Genomic DNA, 21,456 nt, shown 5'->3' with positions numbered 1-21,456 from the left:
GTGAGCCGCTTCGACCCGCGCGGCAGAGTGAACCGGGCGCTGCTGGTCGGTGTGTCCGAGTACGACCACACGGTGCCGGATCCGCAGGGCGTCAACGGCCAGCTCCCCGCCGTGCTGCGCAACCGGAAGGCACTCGAGAACGCGCTGAACCGAGGCCATGTGTTCGGCACCGGCGAGGTGCGGGCCCTGGCCTCACCGACCCCGGACGAGTTCACCGGGGCACTGCACAGCGCCTGCGACGAGGCCAGGGGACTGCTCCTGCTCTACTTCGCCGGGCATGCCGTCACCTCCACCTCCGGCAACGAACTGCACCTGCAGATGCGCACCGCGCGAGTGCTCACCGGCAACGGGCTGCCCGGCTCGATCACCTTCAGCGAGGTGCTGGGCGAACTCGTCGAGAGCAAGGCCGAGCAGGTGGTGGTCATCCTCGACTGCTGCTACGCCGGCAACGCCGCGGGCATCTGGCACCGCTTCGACGACCCGAAGCGGAAGAAGCACAAGATCCTGCTGCTGATGAGCGTGCAGCCCAACCGCTGCATCCTGGGCGGGGACGCCGACGTCGCGACGCCGTTCACCCGCGAGATGGTGCGCGTCCTCGACGAGGGCGGGCAGGTGTGGCTCTCCAAGCTGTACGACGCGGTGAAGCAGCGGATGGCCGAGGCGAAGTACAAGGCGGAGGACAACGACTCGCAGCGGCCGCAGGCGCTCGCGCCTCCGTGGGACCCGGATGCGGACGTGCTGCTGGCGGCGGGCCCCATCACGTCATGGCCGGACCCGAAACCCTCCTGGTTCCAGCGTGTCCTCATCGCCGCCCGGAAAGCCGCCCAGCGGCTCTGCCGCACCGCCCTGTCGGTCCTGCTGGCCCTGATCGCCACCGGCGCCGGCGGCTACGGCGTCCTCGTGCTGACCGGCGACTCCGGCCCCTGCGAACCGCCCCTGGAACTGCGGGTCCTCACCGATCCCGACCTGGAGCCGGCGATGCGGGCGGCGGCGGACGCCTACCTCGCCTCGGCGGCCAACACCACCGAGGGGTGCCGGCGCAGCGGCATCACCGTCTACAGCGCGGGTGCCGCCCACGTGGTGACCGCCCTGGGCGAGCGGTCCGACCCGTGGCAGCAGCCGCGTGAGGACGTCAACCCGCAGCGGGACATCGGCCCGCAGCCGGACGTGTGGATCCCCGCGACCCGCGCAGACGTCGGCCGGGCCGAGGAAGCGCAGGTGGAACGCGTCTTCGCCCGGCTGGAGCCGGACGCCGAGCCGCTCGCGTACTCGCCGGTCGTGCTGGCCGTACCGGAGGGCCTCGGCGCCGACCTCCCGCCCACGCGGCGGTCGCTGACGGAGCTGGTCCGGGCCCTCAAGCAGGCCGACCCCAGGGCCGAAGTGCGCAGGCCCGACCCCGAGTTCAGCGACGCGGCGCTGCTGGCGACGGTCGGGCTGTACGGCGACGGGGCCGATGTGCGCGGCGCCGAGCAGCTCATCGACCGGGCCGGGCGGCCGGAGTCCTCGGCCGTCAGGCTGCTGTGCACACTGCCCGAGGACGACGCGGCCGACGGCCGCAGCGCGGTCCTGGTGCCGGAGTTCCTGCTCAGGAGCGGTGTCGGCTGCCACTCGGTCACGCGCGCCGAGCGCACGGCCGTCTACCCGGACGACGTGCCCGGTCTGGAACCGACGTTCGTGCGGGTGCGCTGGGAGGGCGGTGACCAGGACGCGCAGGCGCGGGACGACGAGGTGGACCGGTTCCGCGACTGGCTGACGGGCGAGGACGGCCGGAAGGTGCTCGGCGAGCACGGCTTCAGGTCCGCGACGGGCGCACGCGGCCTGCTCGGCGGGAAGGCGGACGACCACGGACTGGAACCCTCCGTCCCGCCGGCGGACCCCGCCGACGCGACACGACTGGACCGGACACTGGAGCGGTACGGCAACGCGCACGGGCCCGGCCGGGTGCTGTACCTCCTCGACAGCTCCGGCTCGATGGCCGGCCTGTGGGACGGCCCCAGCGGCGGCCCCGGCATCCTCAAGCAGACGCTGAAGGGGCTCGGCCGGGGGGACGAGTACGGGGTGTGGGCGGTGCACGGCCTGGGGGGCCGCACGCACACCGAACTCCTGGACTTCGGCACGCACTCCCGCGCGCAGGCGGAGAAGGCCCTCAGGGCCGTCAGGGGAGGCGCCGAGGTGCGGGACGCGGAAGCCGATCCGGGCGCCGCCCTGCTGGACGCGCTGGCGTTCATGCGGGAGCGCGGTGCCTCCGACGAGCGGCCGCAGCTGATCGTGTACCTCACCGACGGCGAGGACGACGACCGCCTGACCGGCGACCGCCTCCGCGAGGTGGAGGAGCGGGCCCGCGCCTCCGGTGTGCCCGTGGTCATGGTGGCGCTCAACAGCGGGGGCTGCGACCGGGACCGCCCCGGAACGCGCGTCGCGGAGGCCGCCCAAGGCCGCTGCCTGGACGCCGGGGACGACCTCGTGCCCGCGCTGCGCGACGAGGTCGCCCGCACCGGAACGGGGGAGGAATGATGGCCCGACGCCTGCCGGCCGCCGCCCTGGCGCTGCTGTCCCTGCTGTCCCTGGCCGCCTGCACCGGCGGTGACGTGCGGGACGAGCCGACGGCAACCGACGACCGCCGCCGGATCGTGGTGGCCAGCGGCCAGGACGTCACCGGCAAGAACGGCATACGGCAGCAGCTCATCGACGCCTGGAACGCCGAGGAGGGCCCGCAGGGGTACGAGGCCCGCCTGGTGGAACTGCCCGGCTCCGCCGACCAGCAGCGCAGCCAGCTGCTCGGCGCCCTCCAGTCCGGCAGCGCCGACTACGACGTGGTGAACCTGGACGTGACCTGGGTCCCGGAATTCGCCGAGGCGGACCTGATCCGCCCGCTGACCGACGCGGCCGTCAGGGCGCCCGACGACCTCATCCCCTCCGTCGACAGCACGTCGTACTGGGACGGCAAGCGGTACGCGGTCCCCTTCAACAGCGACGCCGGCCTGCTCTACTACCGCAAGGACCACCTGCGGGAGGCCGGCGTCTCCCGGACCGACCTCGGCGACGACGAGCTGACCTGGGACGAACTGCGGCGCATGTTCGACGCGGTGAACGGCGTCGGCACCCAGGCGGACTGGACCACCCAGCTCGCCGCCTACGAGGGCCGGACCGTCAACGCGATCGAGGCGTTCGCCTCGGCCGTGCCGGGCCTCGAACTGACCGACGCGGACGGCGAGTACACCGCCGACGAGCAGCAGTTGACGGCCGGAGTGACCGAACTGCGCGAGCGCACGGTGTCGCCGTACACCCTCAAGGACACCTCCGCCTCCCGCGAGGCCGAATCGCTCAGCGCCTTCGCGGAGGGCCGCACCACGTTCCTGCGGCACTGGCCTTACGTCTACCCGACCCTGTACGCGACCTTCGAGGAAGACCTCGGCGTGGCCCGGCTGCCCGGCAAGGCCGTGCTCGGCGGCCAGAACCTGGCCGTCACCTCGTCCACGTCCGAGCAGCGGGCCGCGAAGGCCGCCGAACTGATCGCGTTCCTCACCGACCCCGACAGCGAACGCTGCCTGCTGCGCGCCGGGTTCGCCGCCACACGCGTCTCCGCCTACCAGGAGACCGGCACCGCCCCGGCATGCCGGCACGCCCCCGCGTACGCCGAGGGCCCCTCGGTGTCCCCCACGGGAGAGAGCGCCGAGCGCACGGCACCCGACCGGCTCGCGGGCGGCCTCAGCTACTCCCGCGACATCCTGCTCCCGGCACTCCGCGAGGCGGTCCACCGCCCGCGCACTCCCCTGTACGGCGCCGTCACCCAGACCCTCATCACCGAACTGGACGCCCTGTACGGCCCTCGGGCCGAGGCGGACCCGCCGGGCGACGCGGAGTTGGCGAAACGCCTGCACGAGGCATTGCGTAAAGTCTTGTCCAACCAGTGATGTTCACAATTTCGCCATTGCATACGCGTCCGCCCCGTGCGTAGCCTCTTTCTCGCACTGACCATGCAACTCACCATGCAACTCACCATGCAACTCAACAAAACGGGGACGGACTTCGTGAGCGTACGAAGCAAGGGGATATCCACTGTCATCGCTTTCGCCATGACGGGCGCGCTGTGCGGCATCGGGGCGCAGGCGGCCCATGCGGCTCCAACACAACCGGAGATCCGCGCCGGAGCGGACGAGATCTGCGCGGTCCTCGGGATCGGCAGTGGCGCGGCGGGCCTTTCCAAGGCACTGGCCAAGGGGGCTTCCTGGGTGGGAATCGGCGCCAGTATCGGGTGCTACGCGTACACCAAGGCGAAGGAAGCCACGCCCGCGCAGAAGCGGGCCGCGATGATCGCGTCCTACAAGAAGTACCAGGCGATGAGCGACATCAAGAAGCTCGACGCTCTCGGCTACTACTGCCGTAAGAAGGACAGCGGCGGTGGCGGCGGCACCGACGTCGCCCCCGCCACCCCGACCGTGAAGGTGGGGTACCGCGACATCAGGATGAAGGGCGTGACGTACAAGTGCACGGCTACCGGGGACTGACCGGACGTCGCGGCCCGGGCTACGGGGAACGCCTGCTGTTCTCCGTGGCGCTGGTCGTGGTGAGCCTTCTGTGGATCGGCCAGGACATGGCCGCTTGGGCGACGGCGGCGTGTGCGGTCGGCGCGGTCGGCGGAGCGCTCGGGGCGTGCTACTTCGGGTGGCGCTTCGTCCGCTCGCGCGGGGACGCGCGCTAGTCAGCCGGGGTGGGCCGCCGGCCGGGACCGCGATCCGGACGCCTGACGAGGGGCGACCGGATCAGCAGGTCGCGGAGGACACGGCGGCCCTTCTCGTCCAGGCCGGCGAGGAACCGTTCCTGGTCGGCGGGCATCACGGCCCCCGCGAACGCGACGAGGTTGGCCTAGCGCTTCACCAGGTGGGACTCCGACTGGAACAGCTCGGCGTAGCGCGAGAGGGGACGCCGGGTCGCCTGGTGGGCCTGCTCGAGCACGCCTGTAGAGGTCCTCGGCGCACAGATAACCGAACTTGTCGCACGTGTATGAAACGCAGGGACGCGGGGCCGTCTTCCTGGAGGGCCGCTGCGAATTCTCCTTTGATGAGAAGCACCCGCGTCCCGAGCATACTGGTCACTTCCATTTTCCCGTCGACCTCGTCGAGGATGTAGACATCGATCGGGCGGTGGTAGTCGAGTTTTCTTCGGAGTTCGGAAATTACTGCGTGGATCTCCCGAAAACTGTCCGGTGTCACCTTGATCGCACGCCCGAGAAGCTCGGCTTTCCGGAGCCTGTGGAAGAGCCACTCGGAACCGGGATGAAGAAGCCGGTCCACACGGTGCCCACGGCGAGTACGAGCCTGGTGAGCCCTTTTCGCCTGCCGGGGAGGGGGCGGTCAGCGGGCGTCGGTGACCGTCTGGGAACCCTGTTGCGCTTCCGTGGCCCGTGCCGGTCCCGCGTTCGCTGCCAGCAGTAGTGTCGCGACGGCGACCAACGCGGCGGCGAAGCCTCTGGCGTACCGCTCGGCGGTGCGTGTGCGTTCGAGCACGGCGACCTCGCAACAGGGGCGGCGGCTAGGACGGTGGAGTGTTAAGCGTGTCCAACACTGCGGCTTAACACTCCGTTTAACCTAGGGGTTGTCCAGGGCGAACGGCAAGAGGGGCAGGGGGAGTTGGCGTGGGGGAGCGTGACGATCCGGGGACCATCGGCCGCCGGGTGCAGCGGTTGCGTGTCGAACGAGGACTGACGCAACGGCAGTTGGCGGAGCCCGTGTACACGCCCGCCTACATCTCCACCCTGGAGTCCGGCCGGGTGCGGCCCTCCGACGACGCCCTGCGGCATCTCGCCGAGCGGCTCGGCGTCGCCTTCGACGAACTCGCCAGCGGGCACTCGGCGCGGCGCGTGACCGAGCTGCGGCTGCGGCTGACCGAGGCGCAGCGCACCCTCGCCGTCGGCGAGGCCGAGGAGGCGGCGGAGCAGTACGCCGGGCTGCTCGGCGAGGCCGAGACGCACGGCCTGGCCGCGGAGCAGGCCGCCGCGCTGCTCGGGCTCGGCGAGTGCGCCCTGGAGACGGGCGAGCTGGTGCCGGGGCGGCAGTTCTTCGAGCGGGCCGAGACCTGCCTGGCCGGGGCGCCGCTGCCCGCCCGGGTCCCGGCCCTGCGCGGCCGGGCCGTCGCCCACTACCTCGCCGGTGAACTCCGGTACGCCGTCTACCTGCTGGAGACCACCCTCGACGAACTCAACCGCGGCGGCCTGCACGACCCGGACGCCCTGCTGCTGCTCTACGCCAGCGCCATCGGCCCGTACATGGACATGGGCGCGCACGCCCGCGCCGCCCAGGCCGCCGAGTTCGCCCTGGCTCTCGCCCCGCAGTCCGGCGACCCCGCCCTGGTCGCCCGCATGCACCGCTCGGTCGCCCGCACCCTGGTCGCCGAGGGCCGTCTCGCCGAGGCCGACGCCTCGCTGGCCAAGGCGGCCGAGCTGTACCGCGGCCTGCAGATCCGCACGGAACTCGCCAACTGCCACTGGATGCGCGGCTACGTCTACGCCCAGGACGGGCAACTGGAGCGCGCGGAGGAGGAGTTGCGCGAGGCCCTCGGCATGCTGTCGGCCAGGCGTGCCGCCCTGTACAGCAGCCAGGTCGCCGTGGAGCTGGCCGACGTGCTGCACCGGCGCGGCAGGTCGGACGAGGCCGCGGCCCTGCTGCACGACGTCCTCGGGCACCTGTCCCCCGAGCGCGGCGCCGTCCACTCCGCCGCCGCGCACCGGCTGCTCGGCATCATCGCCGAGGACGCCCGCCGTACCGAGGACGCCGAGGAGCACTACGTCCGCGCCCTGAGCCTGCTGGAGCGGGCGGGCGCGGCCGGGGACCTGGCCGACCTGTGCCGGCTGCTGGGCGACCTGCTGCGGCGCACCGGCCGGGTGGAGGCGGCCCTGGACGCCTACCGGACCGGACTCGGGCACCGTACGGCCCCCGGCACGACCACCCTCGGGCCCGCGCCCGCACAGCCTCCTCTCTGAGGAAGCAAGGGCGTCGCACAGCCGTGCGGGTTAGCCTCCTGCGGGGATGTGAACGACCAGGGTGGGGTGCGTGGAGAACCAACGGACGGTGGCCGACGGCATACGGCTGGGCCTGCGGGCCCTGGTGTACGCCGTCCTCGGGGGCGCCGCGCTGATCGCCGTGGTGACGGTGGTGTCGGTGCTCGGGCCGATGGTCGCGCTCGACCTGTACACCCCGCCGGTCGCGGCCTGGTGGACGGTGTTCACCGCGATCGCCGTGCAGGGCGTGCCCTTCCTGCTGCTGGGCACGGTCGTGTCGGCGGCGATCGGGGCGTTCGTGCCCGAGCGGGTCTTCACCCGGCTGCTGCCCCGCCGCGAGGTGCTCGCCGTGCCGGTCGCGGGAGCGGCGGGTGTCGTGCTGCCCGGCTGCGAGTGTGCGTCCGTGCCGGTGGCGGGCAGCCTGATGCGGCGGGGTGTCGCCCCGGCCGCCGCGCTCGCCTTCCTGCTGTCGGCGCCCGCCATCAACCCCGTCGTCCTGGTGGCAACCTCGGTCGCCTTCCCCGGGCAGCCGGAGATGGTCCTCGGCCGGCTGGTCGCCTCGCTCGCCACGGCCGTGGTGATGGGCTGGCTGTGGGCGCGGTTCGGGCGGGAGGAGTGGCTGCGGCCGCCGAAGCGGAGCGGCGCCCCCGCGCCGGGCGGCGGGCCGCGGGCCTTCGTCGCCGGGCTCCAGCACGACTTCCTGCACGCGGGCGGCTTCCTGGTGGTCGGCGCGGCGGCCGCGGCGACCTTCGCGATCGTCGTGCCGCGGTCGCTGCTGGAGGTGTTCACCGGATCGGCCTGGCTGTCGGTGCTGCTGCTCGCCCTGCTGGCGGTCGTGCTGTGCGTGTGCAGCGAGGCCGACGCGTTCGTGGCGGCGTCGCTGAGCGGTTTCTCACCGACCGCGCGGCTGGCGTTCATGGTGGTCGGGCCGATGGTGGACCTGAAGCTGATCGCGCTCCAGACGGGCACGTTCGGCCGGGCCTTCGCGCTGCGGTTCTCGGCCGCGACCTGGGTGGTGGCCGTGGCCGCCAGTGTCCTGGTGGGGTGGTGGCTGCTGTGAGGCGCTACGGACCGGCCGTACTGCTCGCGCTCGTCGGGGCGGCGATCCTGCGGGTGTCGGCCTTCAGCGAGCTGTACCTGCGGTACGTGCAGCCGGGGTTGCGGCCCTGTCTGGTGGTGTCCGGGGTGCTGCTGGTGCTGCTCGGTGTGGTGGTGGCGGTGCTGACGCGGACGGCGGGGAAGCAGGACCACTACGACGACCTCGACCAGGACCTTGACGACCAGGACCACAGCCACGGTCATGACCACGGCCCCGCCGGCCCCCGCGTCGCCTGGCTCCTCACCCTCCCCGCCCTGGCCCTGCTGCTCTTCCCGCCGCCCGCCCTCGGCTCCTACAGCGCGCAGCGCGAGGCGGACCAGCGGGCGGCGCAGGGCGTCGGCAGCTTCCCGGCGCTGCCGTCCGGGGACCCCGTCGACCTCACCCTCGGAGAGTTCGGCTCCCGGGCGGTCTACGACAGCGACCGTTCCCTGCGAGGGCGCACGATCCGGCTCACCGGCTTCGTCACCCGGGACGACGACGGCACCTGGTACGTCACGCGCCTCCTCGTCGCCTGCTGCGCCGCCGACGCGACGACCGCCAGGGCCGAGGTCCGCGGCGCCGACGCCCCGCCCGTCGACACCTGGGTCACGGTCACCGGCACCTGGCGTCCCGAGGGCGCGCTGGGCTCGGACGCGGCCTGGCCGCCGGTCGTCGACGCCGCGTCCGTGCGGCAGGTGGCGCAACCGGACAACCCGTACGAGAAGCGCTGAGGGGCGGCCCCGCCGCGACGGCCGCGCGCACGGGTTTCGCCCCACCCGCGTCGGGTAGTCGGGGCACGATTCCGGGAGGGCGGTCACATGCCGTTCCTCGCCGCGCCCAGCCAGGGGCCCGCCCCGGAAGACCGTCAAGCGTGCAGGCCGCGGTGAATCAGAGGAGGCGGTTGTCGTGCGGCCCAGGGACGATCCCCAAGGTGCCCCCGGCGGCGACCCCGGTCCCCGCGGCACCGGGGGCGGTGACCTGGACCTGGACGGGGCCCGCGCCGCCGACGTGATCGCCAGGGGCGTGCGCGGGGCCGAGCCCGGGCAGGTGCCGGGGCGGCTGTGCGAGGTCGCGGTCGAGCTGCTGCCGGTGACCGGCGCCAGTGTGTCGCTGCGCAGCGACGGCATGCCCGTACGGCTGAGCGCGAGCAGTCCGCACGCCGCGCACCTGGCGGAGATCCAGGCGACCCTGGGCGACGGCCCCTGCCAGAGCGCGCTGGAGGCGGGGGAGCCCGTGCTGGCCTGCGATCTGACCACGGGCCGGGACGCCGGACGCTGGCCGGTCTTCGCCCAGCAGGCGACGGCGGCCGGGGTACGGGCGGTGTACGCCGTGCCGCTGGGCAGCGACGCGGTGTGCGTGGGGACGCTGGACCTCTACCGGGACAGCCCGGGCGGTCTCACCGACCGCCAGTTGCACGTCGCGCTGCTGGTGGCCGGTGTCATGACGGTGGCCCTGATGGCGCTCCCCCGCGAGGACGAGGACGAGGACGAGGCCGAGGCGCGGGGCGGGGAGCGCTGGCTGAGCGGGCTGGCCGCGGACCACCACGAGGTCTACCAGGCCGTCGGCATGATCATGGCGCAGCTCGCCGTCGGCGCCGACGACGCTCTCGCGCGGCTGCGGGGTGACGCCTTCGCACGCGGGTGCACCGCCCTCGACGTGGCGCGCGACGTGATCGCCCACCGCAGGCGCTTCGACCGGGACTGACGTGACGGCGGGGCCCGGGCGTGACGAAGGGGCCCGGGGCGTCAGATCTGCGCCCGCCCCCGCTTGCCGATCTCCACGAGCCGCCGCGTCCCGAGTTCCACGGCCTGCTGGGTGACCTCCGCGTACACCTCGTCGAGACCGCCGTGGGTGAGGACGATGGCCTCCTCACCGACCCGCACGGCGGCGAGGTCCATGGTCAGGTACATCAGCTCCCCCTCCTCCGTCTCGCCGGCCAGCGTCACCCGCAGGGCCTGGCGGGCGTCCCCCACCGGCGGCAGCGGCAGGTCACCGACCTCCACGCCCTGGACCCCGCCGCGGAACGTCGCGGCCGTGAACTGGCCGCACCTGCCCGGCAGCGACTTCAGCCACTCCAGGGTGCGGTCCACGTCCGCGGGCGGGTGCGCGGCGACCTGGTAGCGCACCTGGGCGTCGGTCTCGGCGTCGTCGAACGCCGATGTCGCGTGCGGGCCCTTCGGGACGCCGAAGAGCTCCTCCGTGTACAGGGCGTCGAGCAGCCGCTGGCACTCCGGGTCCTCCGTGGTCGCCTTGAGCAGCCCGTCCCGCCAGGTCCTGGCGCCCCGCGTCGGCCCCCACGGCTCCCCCAGGTCGGCCTCGGTGATCAGGGCCGCCCGGGCCTGCGCCTCGGTGAGGGCGGTCCCCGGCCCGGCGGGCTGCTCGACGGCGGGCGAGGCGGCGGAGGCCGAGGCGGAGAACCAGCGCGGCCGCGGCTCGTCCTCGACGGAGCAGCCGGCCGTGGCCAGCAGGGCGATCACGGACAGTGCGGAGGCCAGGAGCGCACGGGCGGCGACCGGAGGGTGGGACATCGGGGTGCCTCCTGCTGGGGCGGGCCCGGTGGGAGCGGGCGGGCCGGGATCGGGTACCGCTCATCCGGCACCGCCACCGGCACCGGATCGGGTACTGCTCATACGGCACCACCGCGCCCGCCCGGCCACCAGCGCGACGGGCCGTCCGGGTGAGCGCACGGCCCCGGGCCGCGCGGCGAACACGGCCACGACCGCCCGGGGCGGAAAACCCGTCGCCCTGCGGCCGCTCCCCTTGCTACGGTCCCGCCCATGAAGCGCGCCCAGTCGTTCCCGTTCCGCACGACGACGCCGGAGAGTGTCCCGGCGCGCTGACAGCTGACCTGAGTGTCCGAAGCCCCGGGGCGAGTGCCCCGGGGCTTCGGCGTGTGGTGCTCGTCCCAGACCCGGAGGAGCCACCATGCACGACCACCGCCGACTCGGCCGTGAACTGGACCTGTTCGACACCGACCCGCTGATGGGCGCGGGGCTGCCGTACTGGCTGCCCGACGGCGCGCTCGTGCGGCACACCCTGGAGGAGTACATCCGCGAGGCGGAGCGGCGGGCCGGCTACCGGCACGTGTACTCGCCCGTCCTCGGCAAACGCGAGCTGTACGAGATCTCCGGCCACTGGGACCACTACGGCGACGACATGTTCCCGCCGATGGAGCTGGGCGCCGAGCAGGTCCTGCTGCGCCCCAGCCTCTGCCCCCACCACGCCCTGATCTACCGCTCCCGCTCCCGCAGCTACCGCGAACTCCCCCTGCGCATGGCGGAACTGGGCGGCATGTACCGCTCGGAGCTGTCGGGCGTGCTCGGCGGGCTGACCCGGGTGCGGGCCATCACCCTCAACGACGCGCACATCTTCTGCACCCTGGAGCAGGCCGTGCAGGAGGCGCGTGCCGCGCTGGAGCTGATCGGCCGCGCCTACGCCGACCTGGGCATCAGCGCGTTCCGCCACCGCCTCTCGCTGCCCGGCGAGGGCGGCAAGTACGTGGCCGACCCGGACCTGTGGCGGCGGGCCACCGCCCTGCTCCGGGAGGTCCTGGACGGCTCCGGCATCCCCTACGAGGCGGCCGCGGGCGAGGCGGCCTTCTACGGGCCGAAGATCGACGTGCAGATCACCGATCCGGCCGGGCGGGAGGCCACCCTGTCCACCGTCCAGATCGACTTCCACCAGCCCGAGCGCTTCGACCTGCACTACATCGGCGCCGACGGGGCGAAGCACCGCCCGGTGATGGTGCACCGCAGCATCATCGGCAGCGTGGAACGCGCGGTCGCCCACCTCATCGAGGCGCACGGCGGCGCCTTCCCGCCGTGGCTGTCCCCCGTGCAGCTGGTCGTGCTGCCGGTCGGGGAGGAGCAGGCCGGGCCCGCCCACGCCCTCGCGGAGCGTGCCCGGGGGCTCGGTCTGCGGGCCGAGGTCGCCGGGCCCGAGCAGGGCACCCTCGCCGCCCGGATCCGCGCGGCCCGGCTGGTCCCCTACCAGGCGGTGATCGGCGGGCGCGAGGCCGACGCCGGGCTCGTGGCACCGCGCCTGCGGGACGGCCGCCGGCCGGGCCCGCTGCCCGAGGGCGAGCTGCTGCGGCGGATCGCGGACCGGGTGGCGGCGCGCGGCACCGGGTTGTGGGAAGCCGCGTAGGGCGAGCGGGGCGGGGTCAGCGCGGGGCGTCCAGGAGGCCGGTGATCTGTTCGTGCAGCTCGTGCGGCAGGTCCAGCGCCCAGCGTGCGGCCGCCTCGCCGGCCAGGTCCCGGCTCCAGCGCCAGCTCTCGCGCGCGGCCCTGCGCACCTCCTGCTCGCGGGCGGTGGCCGTGACGGCGACGTAGCGCTCCCGGTCGGCGGCCGGCAGCTCCTGCTCCAGGGCGCGGCTGGGGGTGAGCCAGTGGGCGGTGCTGTCCCGCAGCAGGCGGCAGAGCTGGAGCTGCAGCGGGGCGACGACGATGTGCAGCGCCGCGTGGGCGCGGGCGATCTCGCCGCGGGCCAGGATGTGGGCGACCATCAGCGTCCAGTTGGCCAGCTCGTCGGTGAGCTGCCGGGCGGTGGACACCGGCTCGCGCGGGCGGAACTCCGCCAGCTGCCGGGCGGCCCGCGTCAGCCGCCCGGTGCGGTCGAGCAGGACGGCGTCGTCCGGCCGGGGCAGGTGGATCTGGCCCTGCCAGGTGGGGACTTCGTCGATGCCGGGGCCCGCGGGGGTGAGGTGGAACTCGCCGCGCATGAGGTCGTCGAAGACGACGGCGAGGATGCCCCACATGTTGGTGTACGCGAGCCGGAGCGGCGCGAGCTGCTCCAGGAAGGCGCGGCCGTCGAAGCCGTCGGCCTGGTCGTCCTGGATGTAGAGGTAGGCCTCGATGTCGGAGTGGGCGTCGGCCTCGCCGACGGTCCACGAGCCGTAGAGCAGGACGCCCTCCAGGCGGGGGTCGGCGTGGGCGAGCTCGCGCAGGCGGTCGATGCGGTCGTCGAGGGCGGGGGAGGCGGAGTGCATGGGCGCGATGCTAGGCAAGGGGCTCCGGGAGTTCAGCTGATTTCTCGTCAGGCCGCCGTCCAGGGGCGGAGCTTGTCGGGGTTGAGGACGGCCCAGACGTGGGTGATGCGGTCGCCCGCGACGTCGAACGCCAGCACCGACACCGTGACGCCGTCCTTGCGGGCCAGCAGGCCGGGCTGGCCGTTGACCGCGCACTCCAGGAGTGTCACGCCGGGGACCGCGCGGGCCCGGTCGACGAAGAAGCGCGCGATCGGCTCGGCGCCCTCGACCGGGTGGAGTGCGGCGGAGACGAGTCCGCCGCCGTCGCCGGTCGCGATGGCGTCGGGGGCCAGCAGGCCGATGAGGCCGTCGATGTCCTGGGCCTCCCAGGCCCGCCGGAAGGAGCGGACGAGGGCGGCCCGCTCGGCCGCCGGGGGCGCGGGAGGCCGGGCCGCGCGCACCCGGCGGCGGGCCGAGGAGGCCAGCCGGCGGCACGCGGCCGGGGTACGGCCGACGATCTCGGCGACCTCGGCGAAGGAGTAGCGGAACACGTCGTGCAGGACGAACGCGACCCGCTCGGCCGGGGTCATCGACTCCAGCACGACGAGGAAGGCCATGCTGACGGACTCGTCGAGCGTGACGCGGTCGGCGGGGTCGGCCGGGTCGGCCGTGGTGCCGCCCCACCGCCCGCCGACCCACTCGGTACCGCTGGGCAGCGGCTCCGGGACCCATGTGCCCACGTACCGCTCGCGCCGGGCCCGGGCCGAGCCCAGCAGGTCGAGGCAGACGCGGCCCGCGACCGTCGTCAGCCAGGCGCCGGGGGAGTCGATGCCGTCCCGCTGCCGCGGGGTCAGGGCGTACCAGCGGGCGTAGGTCTCCTGCACGACGTCCTCGGCCTCGGCGAGCGACCCGAGCAGGCGGTACGCGAGGTTGAGCAGCCGGCGCCGCTCGCGGGTGATCGCGCTCGGGTCGTCTGCGGGCTCGGACGGTGTGCTCATGGTGCGGCTGGCTCCCTCGGTCGCGCGGGTCCTCACTTCCATACGACGAGACAGCGCCCCGGAATGTGAGGCCGGCCCGCGCCGCCTCACATTCCCCGGGGCTGTGTCGTCGAACCGGTGAGGACCCGCACCGGGCCTTCCCTACCAGGAGACACCACCATGACGACCACGAGCACACTCGGCGAACTGACCGGCGACTACGTCCTCGACCCCGCCCGCACCCGCATCGGGTTCGTGGCGCGGGCCCTGCTCGTCAGCAGGGTGCGCGGGACGTTCGGCGCGTTCGAGGGCGGCGGGCGGCTGGACGGCGACGACCCGTCGAGGTCCGCCGTGCGGCTCGCGATCCGCGCGGAGAGCGTCCGGACCGGCAACGACAAGCGCGACGACCACCTGCGCGGCGGCGACTTCCTCGACGCGGACGTCCACCCGTCCCTCACCTTCACCTCGACCCGGGTGGAGCGGGCCGGCGCGACCGGCTTCCGGGTCACCGGTGACCTGACCGTCCGCGGCCTGACCCGGCCGGTCACCGTGGACGTCGAGCTGACCGGCGCCGGACGCGACCCGGGGGGCGCGTTCCGGGTCGGCTTCACGGGCCGGGCGACCCTCGACCGCGACGACTGGGGCGTGAGCGGGGGCCGCGGCATGGTCGGCCGGAAGGTGGCGCTGGAGCTGGACATCGCGGCGATCCGGCAGTCCTGATCACGACGGTGCGCCGCCGCAGCGAGGCCGTAAGGTCGCTGGTACGGCCCCCGCCCGGGGTGAGCCGAAGCGGAAGGAGTCCTCGCCGTGACGGACGGTCAGCGCATCCCCGTGGTCATCGACTGCGACACCGGCGTCGACGACGCCCTCGCCCTGCTGTTCGCCGTCCGGCACCCGGCGCTCGACGTGCGCGCGATCACCTGCGTGGCCGGGAACACGGACGTGGACGGCGTCGTCCGCAACACCCTGACCGTGCTGGAGGTGGCCGGCGCCGGTGACATTCCCGTGGCCCGGGGCGCCGAGCGTCCGCTGATCGAGCCGGTGCGGACGGCGCGGCACGTGCACGGGCAGGACGGGATGGGGGACCTGGGGCTGCCCGCGCCGACCCGCGTGCCGGTCGACGTGGACGCGGTGACGCTGCTGCGGCGCGAGATCCTCGCCTCGCCGAGGCCGGTCACGCTGATTCCCATGGCGCCCCTGACGAACATCGCGCTGCTGCTGCGCACGCATCCCGAGGTGACCCGCAACATCGAGCGGATCGTGTTCATGGGCGGCGCGGTGGCGACGGGCAACGCCACGCCGGTCGCGGAGTTCAACGTGTGGCACGACCCGGAGGCGGCCGCGATCCTGCTCACCGCGGGCGTGCCGATCACGATGTACGGCCTGGACGTGTTCAAGAAGGTCCTGGTGCCCGCGGGGGAGGTGCAGCGGCTGCGGACGAGTCCGGAGCCGAGCCTGCGCATGGCCGGTGAGCTGCTCGCCCACCGGGACCCGGCCACGTCCGGCGATCCCACGCCCATGGGCGGGCTCGGTGACGCGGGCGCGGTCTGCGCGGTCGTCGACCCGAAGGGGCTGACCACCGAGCGCCTGCCGGTCGAGGTCGTGCTGGCCCCGGGGCCCTCGCGCGGCCAGACGATCGTCGACCGCCGGCCGCGGCCCGGGGAGTCCGAGATCCACGAGGGCGTGCGGGACCAGCCGCTGGTGGAGGTCGCGTTGGACGTGGACGCGGAGCGGTACGTGAACCTCTACCTGGAGACGGTGTAGCGCCCGCGCGCGGAGTCGTGCCGCCCTGACGGTGTCCCACAGGGACCCGCCGGGCGGCACGATCACCGGTGACTAGGCGGCGTTGCGCTTCGCCGCGCGGCGGCGGGTCGCGACGAGGAGGGCCGCGCCGCCCGCAAGCAGCACCGCCGCGCCCGCGGCGATCGGGCCGGTGCTGCTGTTGGCGCCGGTCTCGGCGAGGTCGCCGCCACCGCCGTTCGGCGTGGGCGCCGGGGGCGTGCTCGACTCGGAGGCGGTCGGGGTGGGCGTGTCCGTGTCGGAGGACGGCGGCGTCGAGGGCTCGGCCGGCTCGGACGGGGACGCCGGCGGGGTCGTCTCCTCGGCCGGCTCGGAGGGGCTCGCGGGCGGCGTGGAGGCCGGCGGCTCCTCCTCGGCGGGCGGCGGGGTCGTGCAGTCCTTCGTGCCGCCGTTCCAGGCCGCGATCAGCTTGTCCTTGATGACCGGGCGGTCCGGGCCCTTGGGCAGCTCGCCGTGCTCGAAGCCGTCCTTCGCGTCGAGCTCGCCGTCGAACTTCACCGCGCCCCGGTAGAGGTCGATCTGCCCGAAGCAGCCCTTGTCCGGGATGGCGATGTCGAGCGAGTCGGTGCCGCCCGGCTTGACCGTCACCGTGTCGAAGTCGACGAAGACCTGCTCGCCGGAGGTCGCGAAGGTCGCGCCGTGCGCCAGGTAGGAGGCGAGGGAGGCCGTGCAGGTGGCCGCGTCACCGGCGGTGCGGACCTTGATGTGGACCTTGCCGTCCTCGGTCGGCTTCAGGTTCTGGTCGTCGACCTTCACCGAGTCGAAGAAGTTCACGCCGTCGAGCGAGAACTGGCAGCGGTCGGTCCCCGTCTCCGTGCCCGCGCCCGTGCCGGGCTGGTAGCTGCCGCCGGACGACCAGCCGTCACCGCCGGGGGTACCGGTGGCGAAGGCGGTGGTGGCGGAGGCGGCGCAGAGGGCGAGGGCCGCGGCGCCCGTCCCCAGCAGGCGGCGCGCGGTGACACGTCTCGCTATGGACATAGGGGTATCCCGTTTCTTGGCGTGTGCCGGAACCCGGGGACGGCAGCAGGGCAGCATGCGGCCGCCGGCCATACCGGGGGTGAGTGGTCTGAGAAACACTGGGCTCATTGGTCATATGCGCCTCGGTGCGCCCCCATGGTGTCCGCGCCGCATCAGGCTGTCAACCTGCGAGTATGCAAAGGGAGTTGCTCCCTCATCACACTTTCATCACAGCAGGAACGGATGACTCCGATCGGTGTGATGGTTCCTCTTTCCGGCATTCTGGACAGATTTAATGCTGTCGCTCGTATGCCCTGCAGAGGAGACCGCGTGACCGATCGCTCCACCCTTGACCTGTCGTCCCGGGATCCCGACTGGTGGCGCCAGGCCGTCGTCTACCAGATCTATCCCCGCAGCTTCGCCGACGCCGACGGGGACGGCCTCGGTGACCTGCGCGGCATCACCCGCCGCCTCACCCACCTCGCCGCCCTGGGCGTGGACGCCCTGTGGCTGAGCCCCTTCTACCCGTCCGAGCTCGCCGACGGCGGCTACGACGTCGCCGACCCGCGCGGCGTCGACCCACGCCTCGGCACGCTCGACGACTTCGACGCCCTGGTCGCCGAGGCCCACCGCCTCGGCCTGAAGGTCATCGTCGACATCGTGCCCAACCACTCCTCGCACCAGCACGTCTGGTTCCAGGAGGCCCTGCGCGCCGGCCCCGGATCGGCCGCCCGCGACCGGTACGTCTTCCGGGACGGCCGCGGCGAGCACGGCGAACTCCCGCCCACGGACTGGCAGTCCGTCTTCGGCGGCAGCGCCTGGAAGCGGGTGCCCGACGGGCAGTGGTACCTGCACCTGTTCGCGCCCGAACAGCCCGACCTCAACTGGGAGAACCAGGAGGTCCGCGCGGACTACCGCACCACCCTGCGCTTCTGGTCCGACCGCGGGGTCGACGGCTTCCGCGTCGACGTCGCGCACGCCCTGGTCAAGGACCTGAGCGAACCGCTGCGCGACCTCGGCGCGCCCGAGCTGAGCCGCGAGGAGGCACTCACCTCGATGCCGCCCGGCACGCACCCCTTCTACGACCGCGAGGACGTGCACGAGATCTACCGCGACTGGCGCAAGATCCTCGACGCCTACCGCCCGCCCCGCATGGCGGTCGCCGAGGCGTGGGTGCCCGGGGCGCGGCGCGCGTTGTACGCCCGTCCCGACGAACTGGGGCAGGCCTTCAACTTCGAGTACCTGGAGGCCGGCTGGGACGCGGACGAGCTGAGGCAGGTCATCACCGACTCGCTCGCCACCGCCCGGGCGGCCGGCGCCTCGGCCACCTGGGTGCTCTCCAACCACGACGTGATCCGGCACGCCTCCCGGCTGATGCTCCCGCCGGACACCGACCTCAACGCCTGGCTGCTCTCCGGCGGCCGCGCCCCGGCCGTCGACGCGGCGGCCGGGCTGCGCCGGGCCCGGGCCGCCACCCTGCTGATGCTGGCGCTGCCCGGCTCGGCCTACGTCTACCAGGGCGAGGAACTCGGCCTGCCCGAGGTCGCGGACCTGCCCACCGAGGTCCTCCAGGACCCGATCTGGGAGCAGACGGGCCACGTCCGCAAGGGCCGTGACGGCTGCCGGGTGCCGCTGCCGTGGACCACGACCGGACCGTCGTACGGCTTCGGGCCCGGCGGCGCCTGGCTGCCCCAGCCGCCCGGCTTCGCCGCGTACGCCGTCGAGGCGCAGGACGGCGTGGAGGGTTCGACGCTGGAGCTGTACCGCACGGCACTGCGGCTGCGCCGCAAGCTGCTCGACGGTGAGGAGCTGACCTGGGCGGCGGACGCCCCGGACGGTGTCCTGCGGTTCGACCGCGGCGAGGGCTGGCGCTGCGTGACGAACCTGTCCGGTGCGCCGGTGCCGCTGCCGGCCGGTGAGGTGCTGCTGAGCAGCGCGCCGCTGGAGGACGGCCTGCTCGGGCCGGACACGACGGTGTGGCTGGGGAGGTAGCGGTCCGCCGGAGATGAGGGGCGCCGCTGCCGTGGCTGGTCGCGTGGTTCCCCGCGCCCCTTCGGGGGCGCGGGTCCACCCGCGTGGGTGAGCAACGGGTGCCGTCCGCCCCGACGGCCGCGAGGATCGTCGGCGGAGTGTCCTCGACAGGCTGTATCGGACAGGGAGCCTCGCCCGCCATGAACAGGTCCAGCAGGTCAGCAGCGGTGGCGGGGGCCGTCGTCGCGGGGGTGCTCGCATGGGCGGGGACGCCCGCGCAGGCCCGGGACGGCGTCCTGTGGGGTGCCGCGACCATCGCGCCCGGCCGGGAGGGCGTCGTCGAGGGCGCGGGCTGCGCGACTGCGACCTGCTGGTCACCGACGCGCGGGGCCTGCGGCGGGCCGTCGGCCGGTGTGCCGTGACCGTGGGCCTGGCCGCGCCGACGCTGCTCCGCCCGCTGTCCGGGGTGCCGCTGGAGACCCGGCCGGAGATCGCCGGCACGGCGCACCCGGGCGCCCGGGTCACCGTCCGGGACAAGGGCGAGCACGAGGCCTGCGCGACCGCCGCCGCCCCCGACGGCACCCGGACGTGCACCCCGGGCCACCCTCAACGGGGTGAGCGCCATGAGCGAGCAGATCGACATCTCCGTGGCCACCGAGGCCGCCGCGGGTCAGTAGCGCAGCGCCCGCGCCACCTCCGCCCGGACCTCCCCGGACAGGTCGTGCGTGCCGCGCGCGGTGACCGTGCTCGACTCACCGGCGGGGACGTCGTCGACGGTGACGACGACCGTGTCGAGCAGTCCGCCGTCGGTGTCGGTGAAGTCGACCTGGACCGCGAAGGAGCGGGTCGCGTCGCCGGTGTTGGCGACGGTGACCTCGACCCGGGCCCGGCCGTCGGAGCCGACCGTGACGGTGCCGAGCCGCACGTCGTCCTTCACGTCGATGCCGTCCTTGATGTCGTCGAGCCGGCGCTCGGCCTCCGCCGTCGCCGACTCCACCGCCTCGGAGGCCCGCGAGGCGAGCGACTCGACCGCCGACTCCGCCCTGCGGGTCGTCTCCGCGGGGCTGTCGCCGCCGCAGCCCGCGACCACGGCGGCCAGGGCGAACGCCACCACCGCCCCTGCCGTCGCCCGGCGCGTCCGGTGGCGGGCAGCCATGTCGCCTCCCTGGGAAGCCGCGGACACCCCCTAGGGCATCACGTGTGTCCGAGGCCGCCGCCGCCGAAGGACCCGCTGGATCCGGGCAGCCAGCGCCGCGGTTTCTGGTCCTTGCCGGTCCTGGTGCTCGCGTGGTGCAGCTCGTGCGGCAGCAGCCGCTCGCCGTCGCGCGGCACGACCGGCATCTCGTCCGGCTCCCGCATCTCCCGCGTCTCGCGGACCGGTCCCGTGTCCGGCAGGTGCGGCTGCTCGGCGGGGTCGGGGTGGTGGGTGTCCTTGTCCATGACGCGCATCCCGACGCGCACGGCCCAGATCAGCGCGCAGGCCACGATCAGCCCGCCGATGAAGGCGATGGTCACGGCGACCGCATGATCTGACGACGCCGCCAGCACTTCGTACGTTGCCGTAGTCATGCTCCGATTATCGCCGACGGATTGCCATAAAGCGCCCGGAATGCCCGGTGACAAAAGCCGGGCAACCCGTGCGGCGCCGGTGACGACCAGACGGTGAGCCCCCTTCCCCCACACCAGGGAGATCACCATGCGCAGACACCTCGCGCGGTTGCTCACCGTGCTCGCCGTGCTGGCGGCCGCGTTCGCCACGCCCGGCATGGCGTCCGGCCGGGCCCAGGCCGCCGACGAGTGGAACCCGCCCGCGCACCTCGCCCAGCCCCTGAACGAGGTGTGGAACCACGTCGAGTCGACCTACGGGAACCTGTACGGCTTCCGCAACTACGGCTGGGACCAGGTCATGGCCAACCGGGGCAGCGTCAACTACTGCGTCCGCTGGGAGTCCGACGCCCCGGTCAGCGCCGCCCTGCGCGACCGGATCCACGCGGCGCTGAAGAAGCAGTTCGGCAAGTGGATGGCGGCCATGGTGGAGAACGGCAAGGGGCACAACGCCTGGCCGTACACCACCGTCCCCGTCAACATCGTCGGCTGGGCCGTGAAGAACCGCTCCACCCTGCAGTGGACCGACAACTCCGTCGACATCTACACCGGCATCCTCGACGGCGGCGGCGCCCCGCAGTGCGCCCCGGACTGCGGGCGCTTCTTCCACCAGGACGGCAACTACTCGAAGTGCCCGGGCGGCGCCGCCCGCCACTACGATCAGTCGCTGTGGCTCACCAAGGGCTTCCAGGGCGGTGCGGGCGGTGACTGGGGCCAGCGCATGGGCCAGGAGTACTTCACCGGCGCCCTGAACCAGGAGAACATCCACATCTACCTGCACGAGGTCGGCCACACCTTCGGCCTCGACGACTTCTACGACTGGACGCCCACCGGCCAGTGCTGCTTCCTGATGAAGGCGGGCAGTGCCACGCAGATCACCGAGTTCGACACATGGATGCTGCGTGACTTCTGGCGCCACCTGAAGAGCCGCTACGGCCTCTGACCGGCACCGGGCGGCGCGGACGGCCCCGGCCTCCGCGCCGCCCCGCGGGGTACCGTGGAGGAACCGCGGGTATGTCGCAACCGGTGGCCGAACCGGTCCCGCCCTCGGCGCTCGACGAACCCCCTGCCTCCGCACACCGGGCTCGCGGCTCCGCCACCTCCT

The 21,456-nt window shown here is 73.7% G+C and carries 21 protein-coding genes; 14 read left to right on the top strand and 7 right to left on the bottom strand.

The genetic code is table 11. The features are described 5' to 3' along the window. From ACSUPV_RS19800 to ACSUPV_RS19785, 4 genes are all read left to right on the top strand, one after another. Window positions 1-2,514: a substrate-binding domain-containing protein gene (locus tag ACSUPV_RS19800; RefSeq protein WP_436948000.1), complete on the top strand. Its 2,514-nt coding sequence runs from the start codon at window positions 1-3 to the stop codon at window positions 2,512-2,514. Further along, the gene (locus ACSUPV_RS19795; protein WP_436947998.1) at window positions 2,514-3,914 is read left to right on the top strand and encodes an extracellular solute-binding protein; all 1,401 of its coding nucleotides are present in this window, start codon (window positions 2,514-2,516) and stop codon (window positions 3,912-3,914) included. The genes ACSUPV_RS19800 and ACSUPV_RS19795 overlap by 1 nt, the downstream gene beginning before the upstream one ends. Window positions 3,915-3,989: 75 nt before the next feature. After that, the gene (locus ACSUPV_RS19790) at window positions 3,990-4,508 is read left to right on the top strand and encodes a hypothetical protein (protein ID WP_436947997.1); all 519 of its coding nucleotides are present in this window, start codon (window positions 3,990-3,992) and stop codon (window positions 4,506-4,508) included. Beyond that, a complete protein-coding gene (locus ACSUPV_RS19785) occupies window positions 4,487-4,702 on the top strand; it encodes a hypothetical protein (RefSeq protein WP_031118081.1) in 216 nt (71 codons plus the stop codon). Before ACSUPV_RS19790 ends, ACSUPV_RS19785 begins: the two co-directional genes overlap by 22 nt. 652 nt (window positions 4,703-5,354) lie before the next feature. Here the strand turns inward: ACSUPV_RS19785 and ACSUPV_RS19780 are convergent. Beyond that, the gene (locus tag ACSUPV_RS19780) at window positions 5,355-5,507 is read right to left on the bottom strand and encodes a hypothetical protein (RefSeq protein ID WP_359790949.1); all 153 of its coding nucleotides are present in this window, start codon (window positions 5,505-5,507) and stop codon (window positions 5,355-5,357) included. 128 nt (window positions 5,508-5,635) lie between these two features. Here ACSUPV_RS19780 and ACSUPV_RS19775 point away from each other — a divergent pair, with 128 nt between their 5' ends. The 4 genes from ACSUPV_RS19775 to ACSUPV_RS19760 all read left to right on the top strand — a co-directional run bounded on the left by ACSUPV_RS19775 (window position 5,636) and on the right by ACSUPV_RS19760 (window position 9,779). Beyond that, on the top strand, window positions 5,636-6,979 hold the full coding sequence (locus ACSUPV_RS19775; protein WP_436947994.1) for a tetratricopeptide repeat protein: 1,344 nt from the start codon (window positions 5,636-5,638) through the stop codon (window positions 6,977-6,979). A gap of 70 nt (window positions 6,980-7,049) precedes the next feature. Next, entirely contained in the window at window positions 7,050-8,057 is a 1,008-nt protein-coding gene (locus ACSUPV_RS19770) for a permease (RefSeq protein WP_037762624.1), read from the top strand. After that, a complete protein-coding gene (locus tag ACSUPV_RS19765) occupies window positions 8,054-8,806 on the top strand; it encodes a TIGR03943 family putative permease subunit (RefSeq protein WP_436949917.1) in 753 nt (250 codons plus the stop codon). Before ACSUPV_RS19770 ends, ACSUPV_RS19765 begins: the two co-directional genes overlap by 4 nt. Window positions 8,807-8,981: 175 nt before the next feature. Next, a complete protein-coding gene (locus ACSUPV_RS19760; RefSeq protein WP_436947993.1) occupies window positions 8,982-9,779 on the top strand; it encodes a GAF and ANTAR domain-containing protein in 798 nt (265 codons plus the stop codon). A 41-nt stretch (window positions 9,780-9,820) separates the two neighbouring features. Here the strand turns inward: ACSUPV_RS19760 and ACSUPV_RS19755 are convergent, their stop codons facing one another. Then, entirely contained in the window at window positions 9,821-10,603 is a 783-nt protein-coding gene (locus tag ACSUPV_RS19755; protein ID WP_436947992.1) for a hypothetical protein, read from the bottom strand. A gap of 397 nt (window positions 10,604-11,000) precedes the next feature. On the opposite strand from ACSUPV_RS19755, the gene thrS reads away from it, so the two are divergent. Next, a complete protein-coding gene (gene thrS / locus ACSUPV_RS19750; RefSeq protein ID WP_037762612.1) occupies window positions 11,001-12,221 on the top strand; it encodes a threonine--tRNA ligase in 1,221 nt (406 codons plus the stop codon). Between the two features lie 16 nt (window positions 12,222-12,237). On the opposite strand, the gene ACSUPV_RS19745 is transcribed toward thrS, so the two are convergent. Beyond that, entirely contained in the window at window positions 12,238-13,062 is an 825-nt protein-coding gene (locus ACSUPV_RS19745; protein ID WP_436947991.1) for a nucleotidyltransferase domain-containing protein, read from the bottom strand. Between the two features lie 47 nt (window positions 13,063-13,109). Next, on the bottom strand, window positions 13,110-14,039 hold the full coding sequence (gene sigJ / locus ACSUPV_RS19740; protein WP_436947989.1) for an RNA polymerase sigma factor SigJ: 930 nt from the start codon (window positions 14,037-14,039) through the stop codon (window positions 13,110-13,112). Window positions 14,040-14,198: 159 nt separating this feature from the next. On the opposite strand from sigJ, the gene ACSUPV_RS19735 reads away from it, so the two are divergent. Both ACSUPV_RS19735 and ACSUPV_RS19730 read left to right on the top strand, forming a co-directional pair. Then, the gene (locus ACSUPV_RS19735) at window positions 14,199-14,738 is read left to right on the top strand and encodes a YceI family protein (protein ID WP_037762602.1); all 540 of its coding nucleotides are present in this window, start codon (window positions 14,199-14,201) and stop codon (window positions 14,736-14,738) included. An 87-nt stretch (window positions 14,739-14,825) separates the two neighbouring features. After that, window positions 14,826-15,782, top strand: a complete 957-nt coding sequence (locus tag ACSUPV_RS19730; protein WP_031118071.1) for a nucleoside hydrolase — start codon at window positions 14,826-14,828, stop codon at window positions 15,780-15,782. A gap of 72 nt (window positions 15,783-15,854) precedes the next feature. Here the strand turns inward: ACSUPV_RS19730 and ACSUPV_RS19725 are convergent, their stop codons facing one another. Next, a complete protein-coding gene (locus tag ACSUPV_RS19725) occupies window positions 15,855-16,796 on the bottom strand; it encodes an LAETG motif-containing sortase-dependent surface protein (RefSeq protein ID WP_436947986.1) in 942 nt (313 codons plus the stop codon). A gap of 309 nt (window positions 16,797-17,105) precedes the next feature. Between ACSUPV_RS19725 and ACSUPV_RS19720 the strand changes: the two genes are divergently transcribed. Continuing rightward, window positions 17,106-18,767: a glycoside hydrolase family 13 protein gene (locus ACSUPV_RS19720; RefSeq protein WP_436947984.1), complete on the top strand. Its 1,662-nt coding sequence runs from the start codon at window positions 17,106-17,108 to the stop codon at window positions 18,765-18,767. 179 nt (window positions 18,768-18,946) lie between these two features. Continuing rightward, entirely contained in the window at window positions 18,947-19,168 is a 222-nt protein-coding gene (locus ACSUPV_RS19715) for a hypothetical protein (protein ID WP_359790962.1), read from the top strand. A 248-nt stretch (window positions 19,169-19,416) separates the two neighbouring features. Here the strand turns inward: ACSUPV_RS19715 and ACSUPV_RS19710 are convergent, their stop codons facing one another. Continuing rightward, a complete protein-coding gene (locus ACSUPV_RS19710) occupies window positions 19,417-19,902 on the bottom strand; it encodes an FxLYD domain-containing protein (protein ID WP_037762592.1) in 486 nt (161 codons plus the stop codon). Window positions 19,903-19,940: 38 nt separating this feature from the next. Next, window positions 19,941-20,315: a DUF6479 family protein gene (locus tag ACSUPV_RS19705; RefSeq protein WP_037762589.1), complete on the bottom strand. Its 375-nt coding sequence runs from the start codon at window positions 20,313-20,315 to the stop codon at window positions 19,941-19,943. Between the two features lie 127 nt (window positions 20,316-20,442). On the opposite strand from ACSUPV_RS19705, the gene ACSUPV_RS19700 reads away from it, so the two are divergent. Continuing rightward, a complete protein-coding gene (locus ACSUPV_RS19700) occupies window positions 20,443-21,294 on the top strand; it encodes a hypothetical protein (RefSeq protein WP_037762584.1) in 852 nt (283 codons plus the stop codon). Window positions 21,295-21,456: the final 162 nt, after the last annotated feature.

The sequence above is a fragment of the Streptomyces sp. SudanB52_2052 genome, from assembly GCF_964272415.1.
GTDB classification, from domain to species: domain Bacteria; phylum Actinomycetota; class Actinomycetes; order Streptomycetales; family Streptomycetaceae; genus Streptomyces; species Streptomyces olindensis.
This window is presented reverse-complemented; position numbering and strand designations above follow the sequence as displayed.

What these genes read in the sequence shown, in the direction of transcription:
- ACSUPV_RS19795 (WP_436947998.1), top strand. Translation starts at nt 2,514, where the DNA reads ATGGCCCGACGCCTGCCGGCCGCCGCCCTGGCGCTGCTGTCCCTGCTG.
- ACSUPV_RS19790 (WP_436947997.1), top strand. Translation starts at nt 3,990, where the DNA reads ATGCAACTCACCATGCAACTCAACAAAACGGGGACGGACTTCGTGAGC.
- ACSUPV_RS19755 (WP_436947992.1), bottom strand. Translation starts at nt 10,603, where the DNA reads ATGTCCCACCCTCCGGTCGCCGCCCGTGCGCTCCTGGCCTCCGCACTG.
- thrS (WP_037762612.1), top strand. Translation starts at nt 11,001, where the DNA reads ATGCACGACCACCGCCGACTCGGCCGTGAACTGGACCTGTTCGACACC.
- ACSUPV_RS19745 (WP_436947991.1), bottom strand. Translation starts at nt 13,062, where the DNA reads ATGCACTCCGCCTCCCCCGCCCTCGACGACCGCATCGACCGCCTGCGC.
- sigJ (WP_436947989.1), bottom strand. Translation starts at nt 14,039, where the DNA reads ATGAGCACACCGTCCGAGCCCGCAGACGACCCGAGCGCGATCACCCGC.
- ACSUPV_RS19735 (WP_037762602.1), top strand. Translation starts at nt 14,199, where the DNA reads ATGACGACCACGAGCACACTCGGCGAACTGACCGGCGACTACGTCCTC.
- ACSUPV_RS19725 (WP_436947986.1), bottom strand. Translation starts at nt 16,796, where the DNA reads ATGTCCATAGCGAGACGTGTCACCGCGCGCCGCCTGCTGGGGACGGGC.
- ACSUPV_RS19715 (WP_359790962.1), top strand. Translation starts at nt 18,947, where the DNA reads ATGAACAGGTCCAGCAGGTCAGCAGCGGTGGCGGGGGCCGTCGTCGCG.
- ACSUPV_RS19710 (WP_037762592.1), bottom strand. Translation starts at nt 19,902, where the DNA reads ATGGCTGCCCGCCACCGGACGCGCCGGGCGACGGCAGGGGCGGTGGTG.
- ACSUPV_RS19705 (WP_037762589.1), bottom strand. Translation starts at nt 20,315, where the DNA reads ATGACTACGGCAACGTACGAAGTGCTGGCGGCGTCGTCAGATCATGCG.
- ACSUPV_RS19700 (WP_037762584.1), top strand. Translation starts at nt 20,443, where the DNA reads ATGCGCAGACACCTCGCGCGGTTGCTCACCGTGCTCGCCGTGCTGGCG.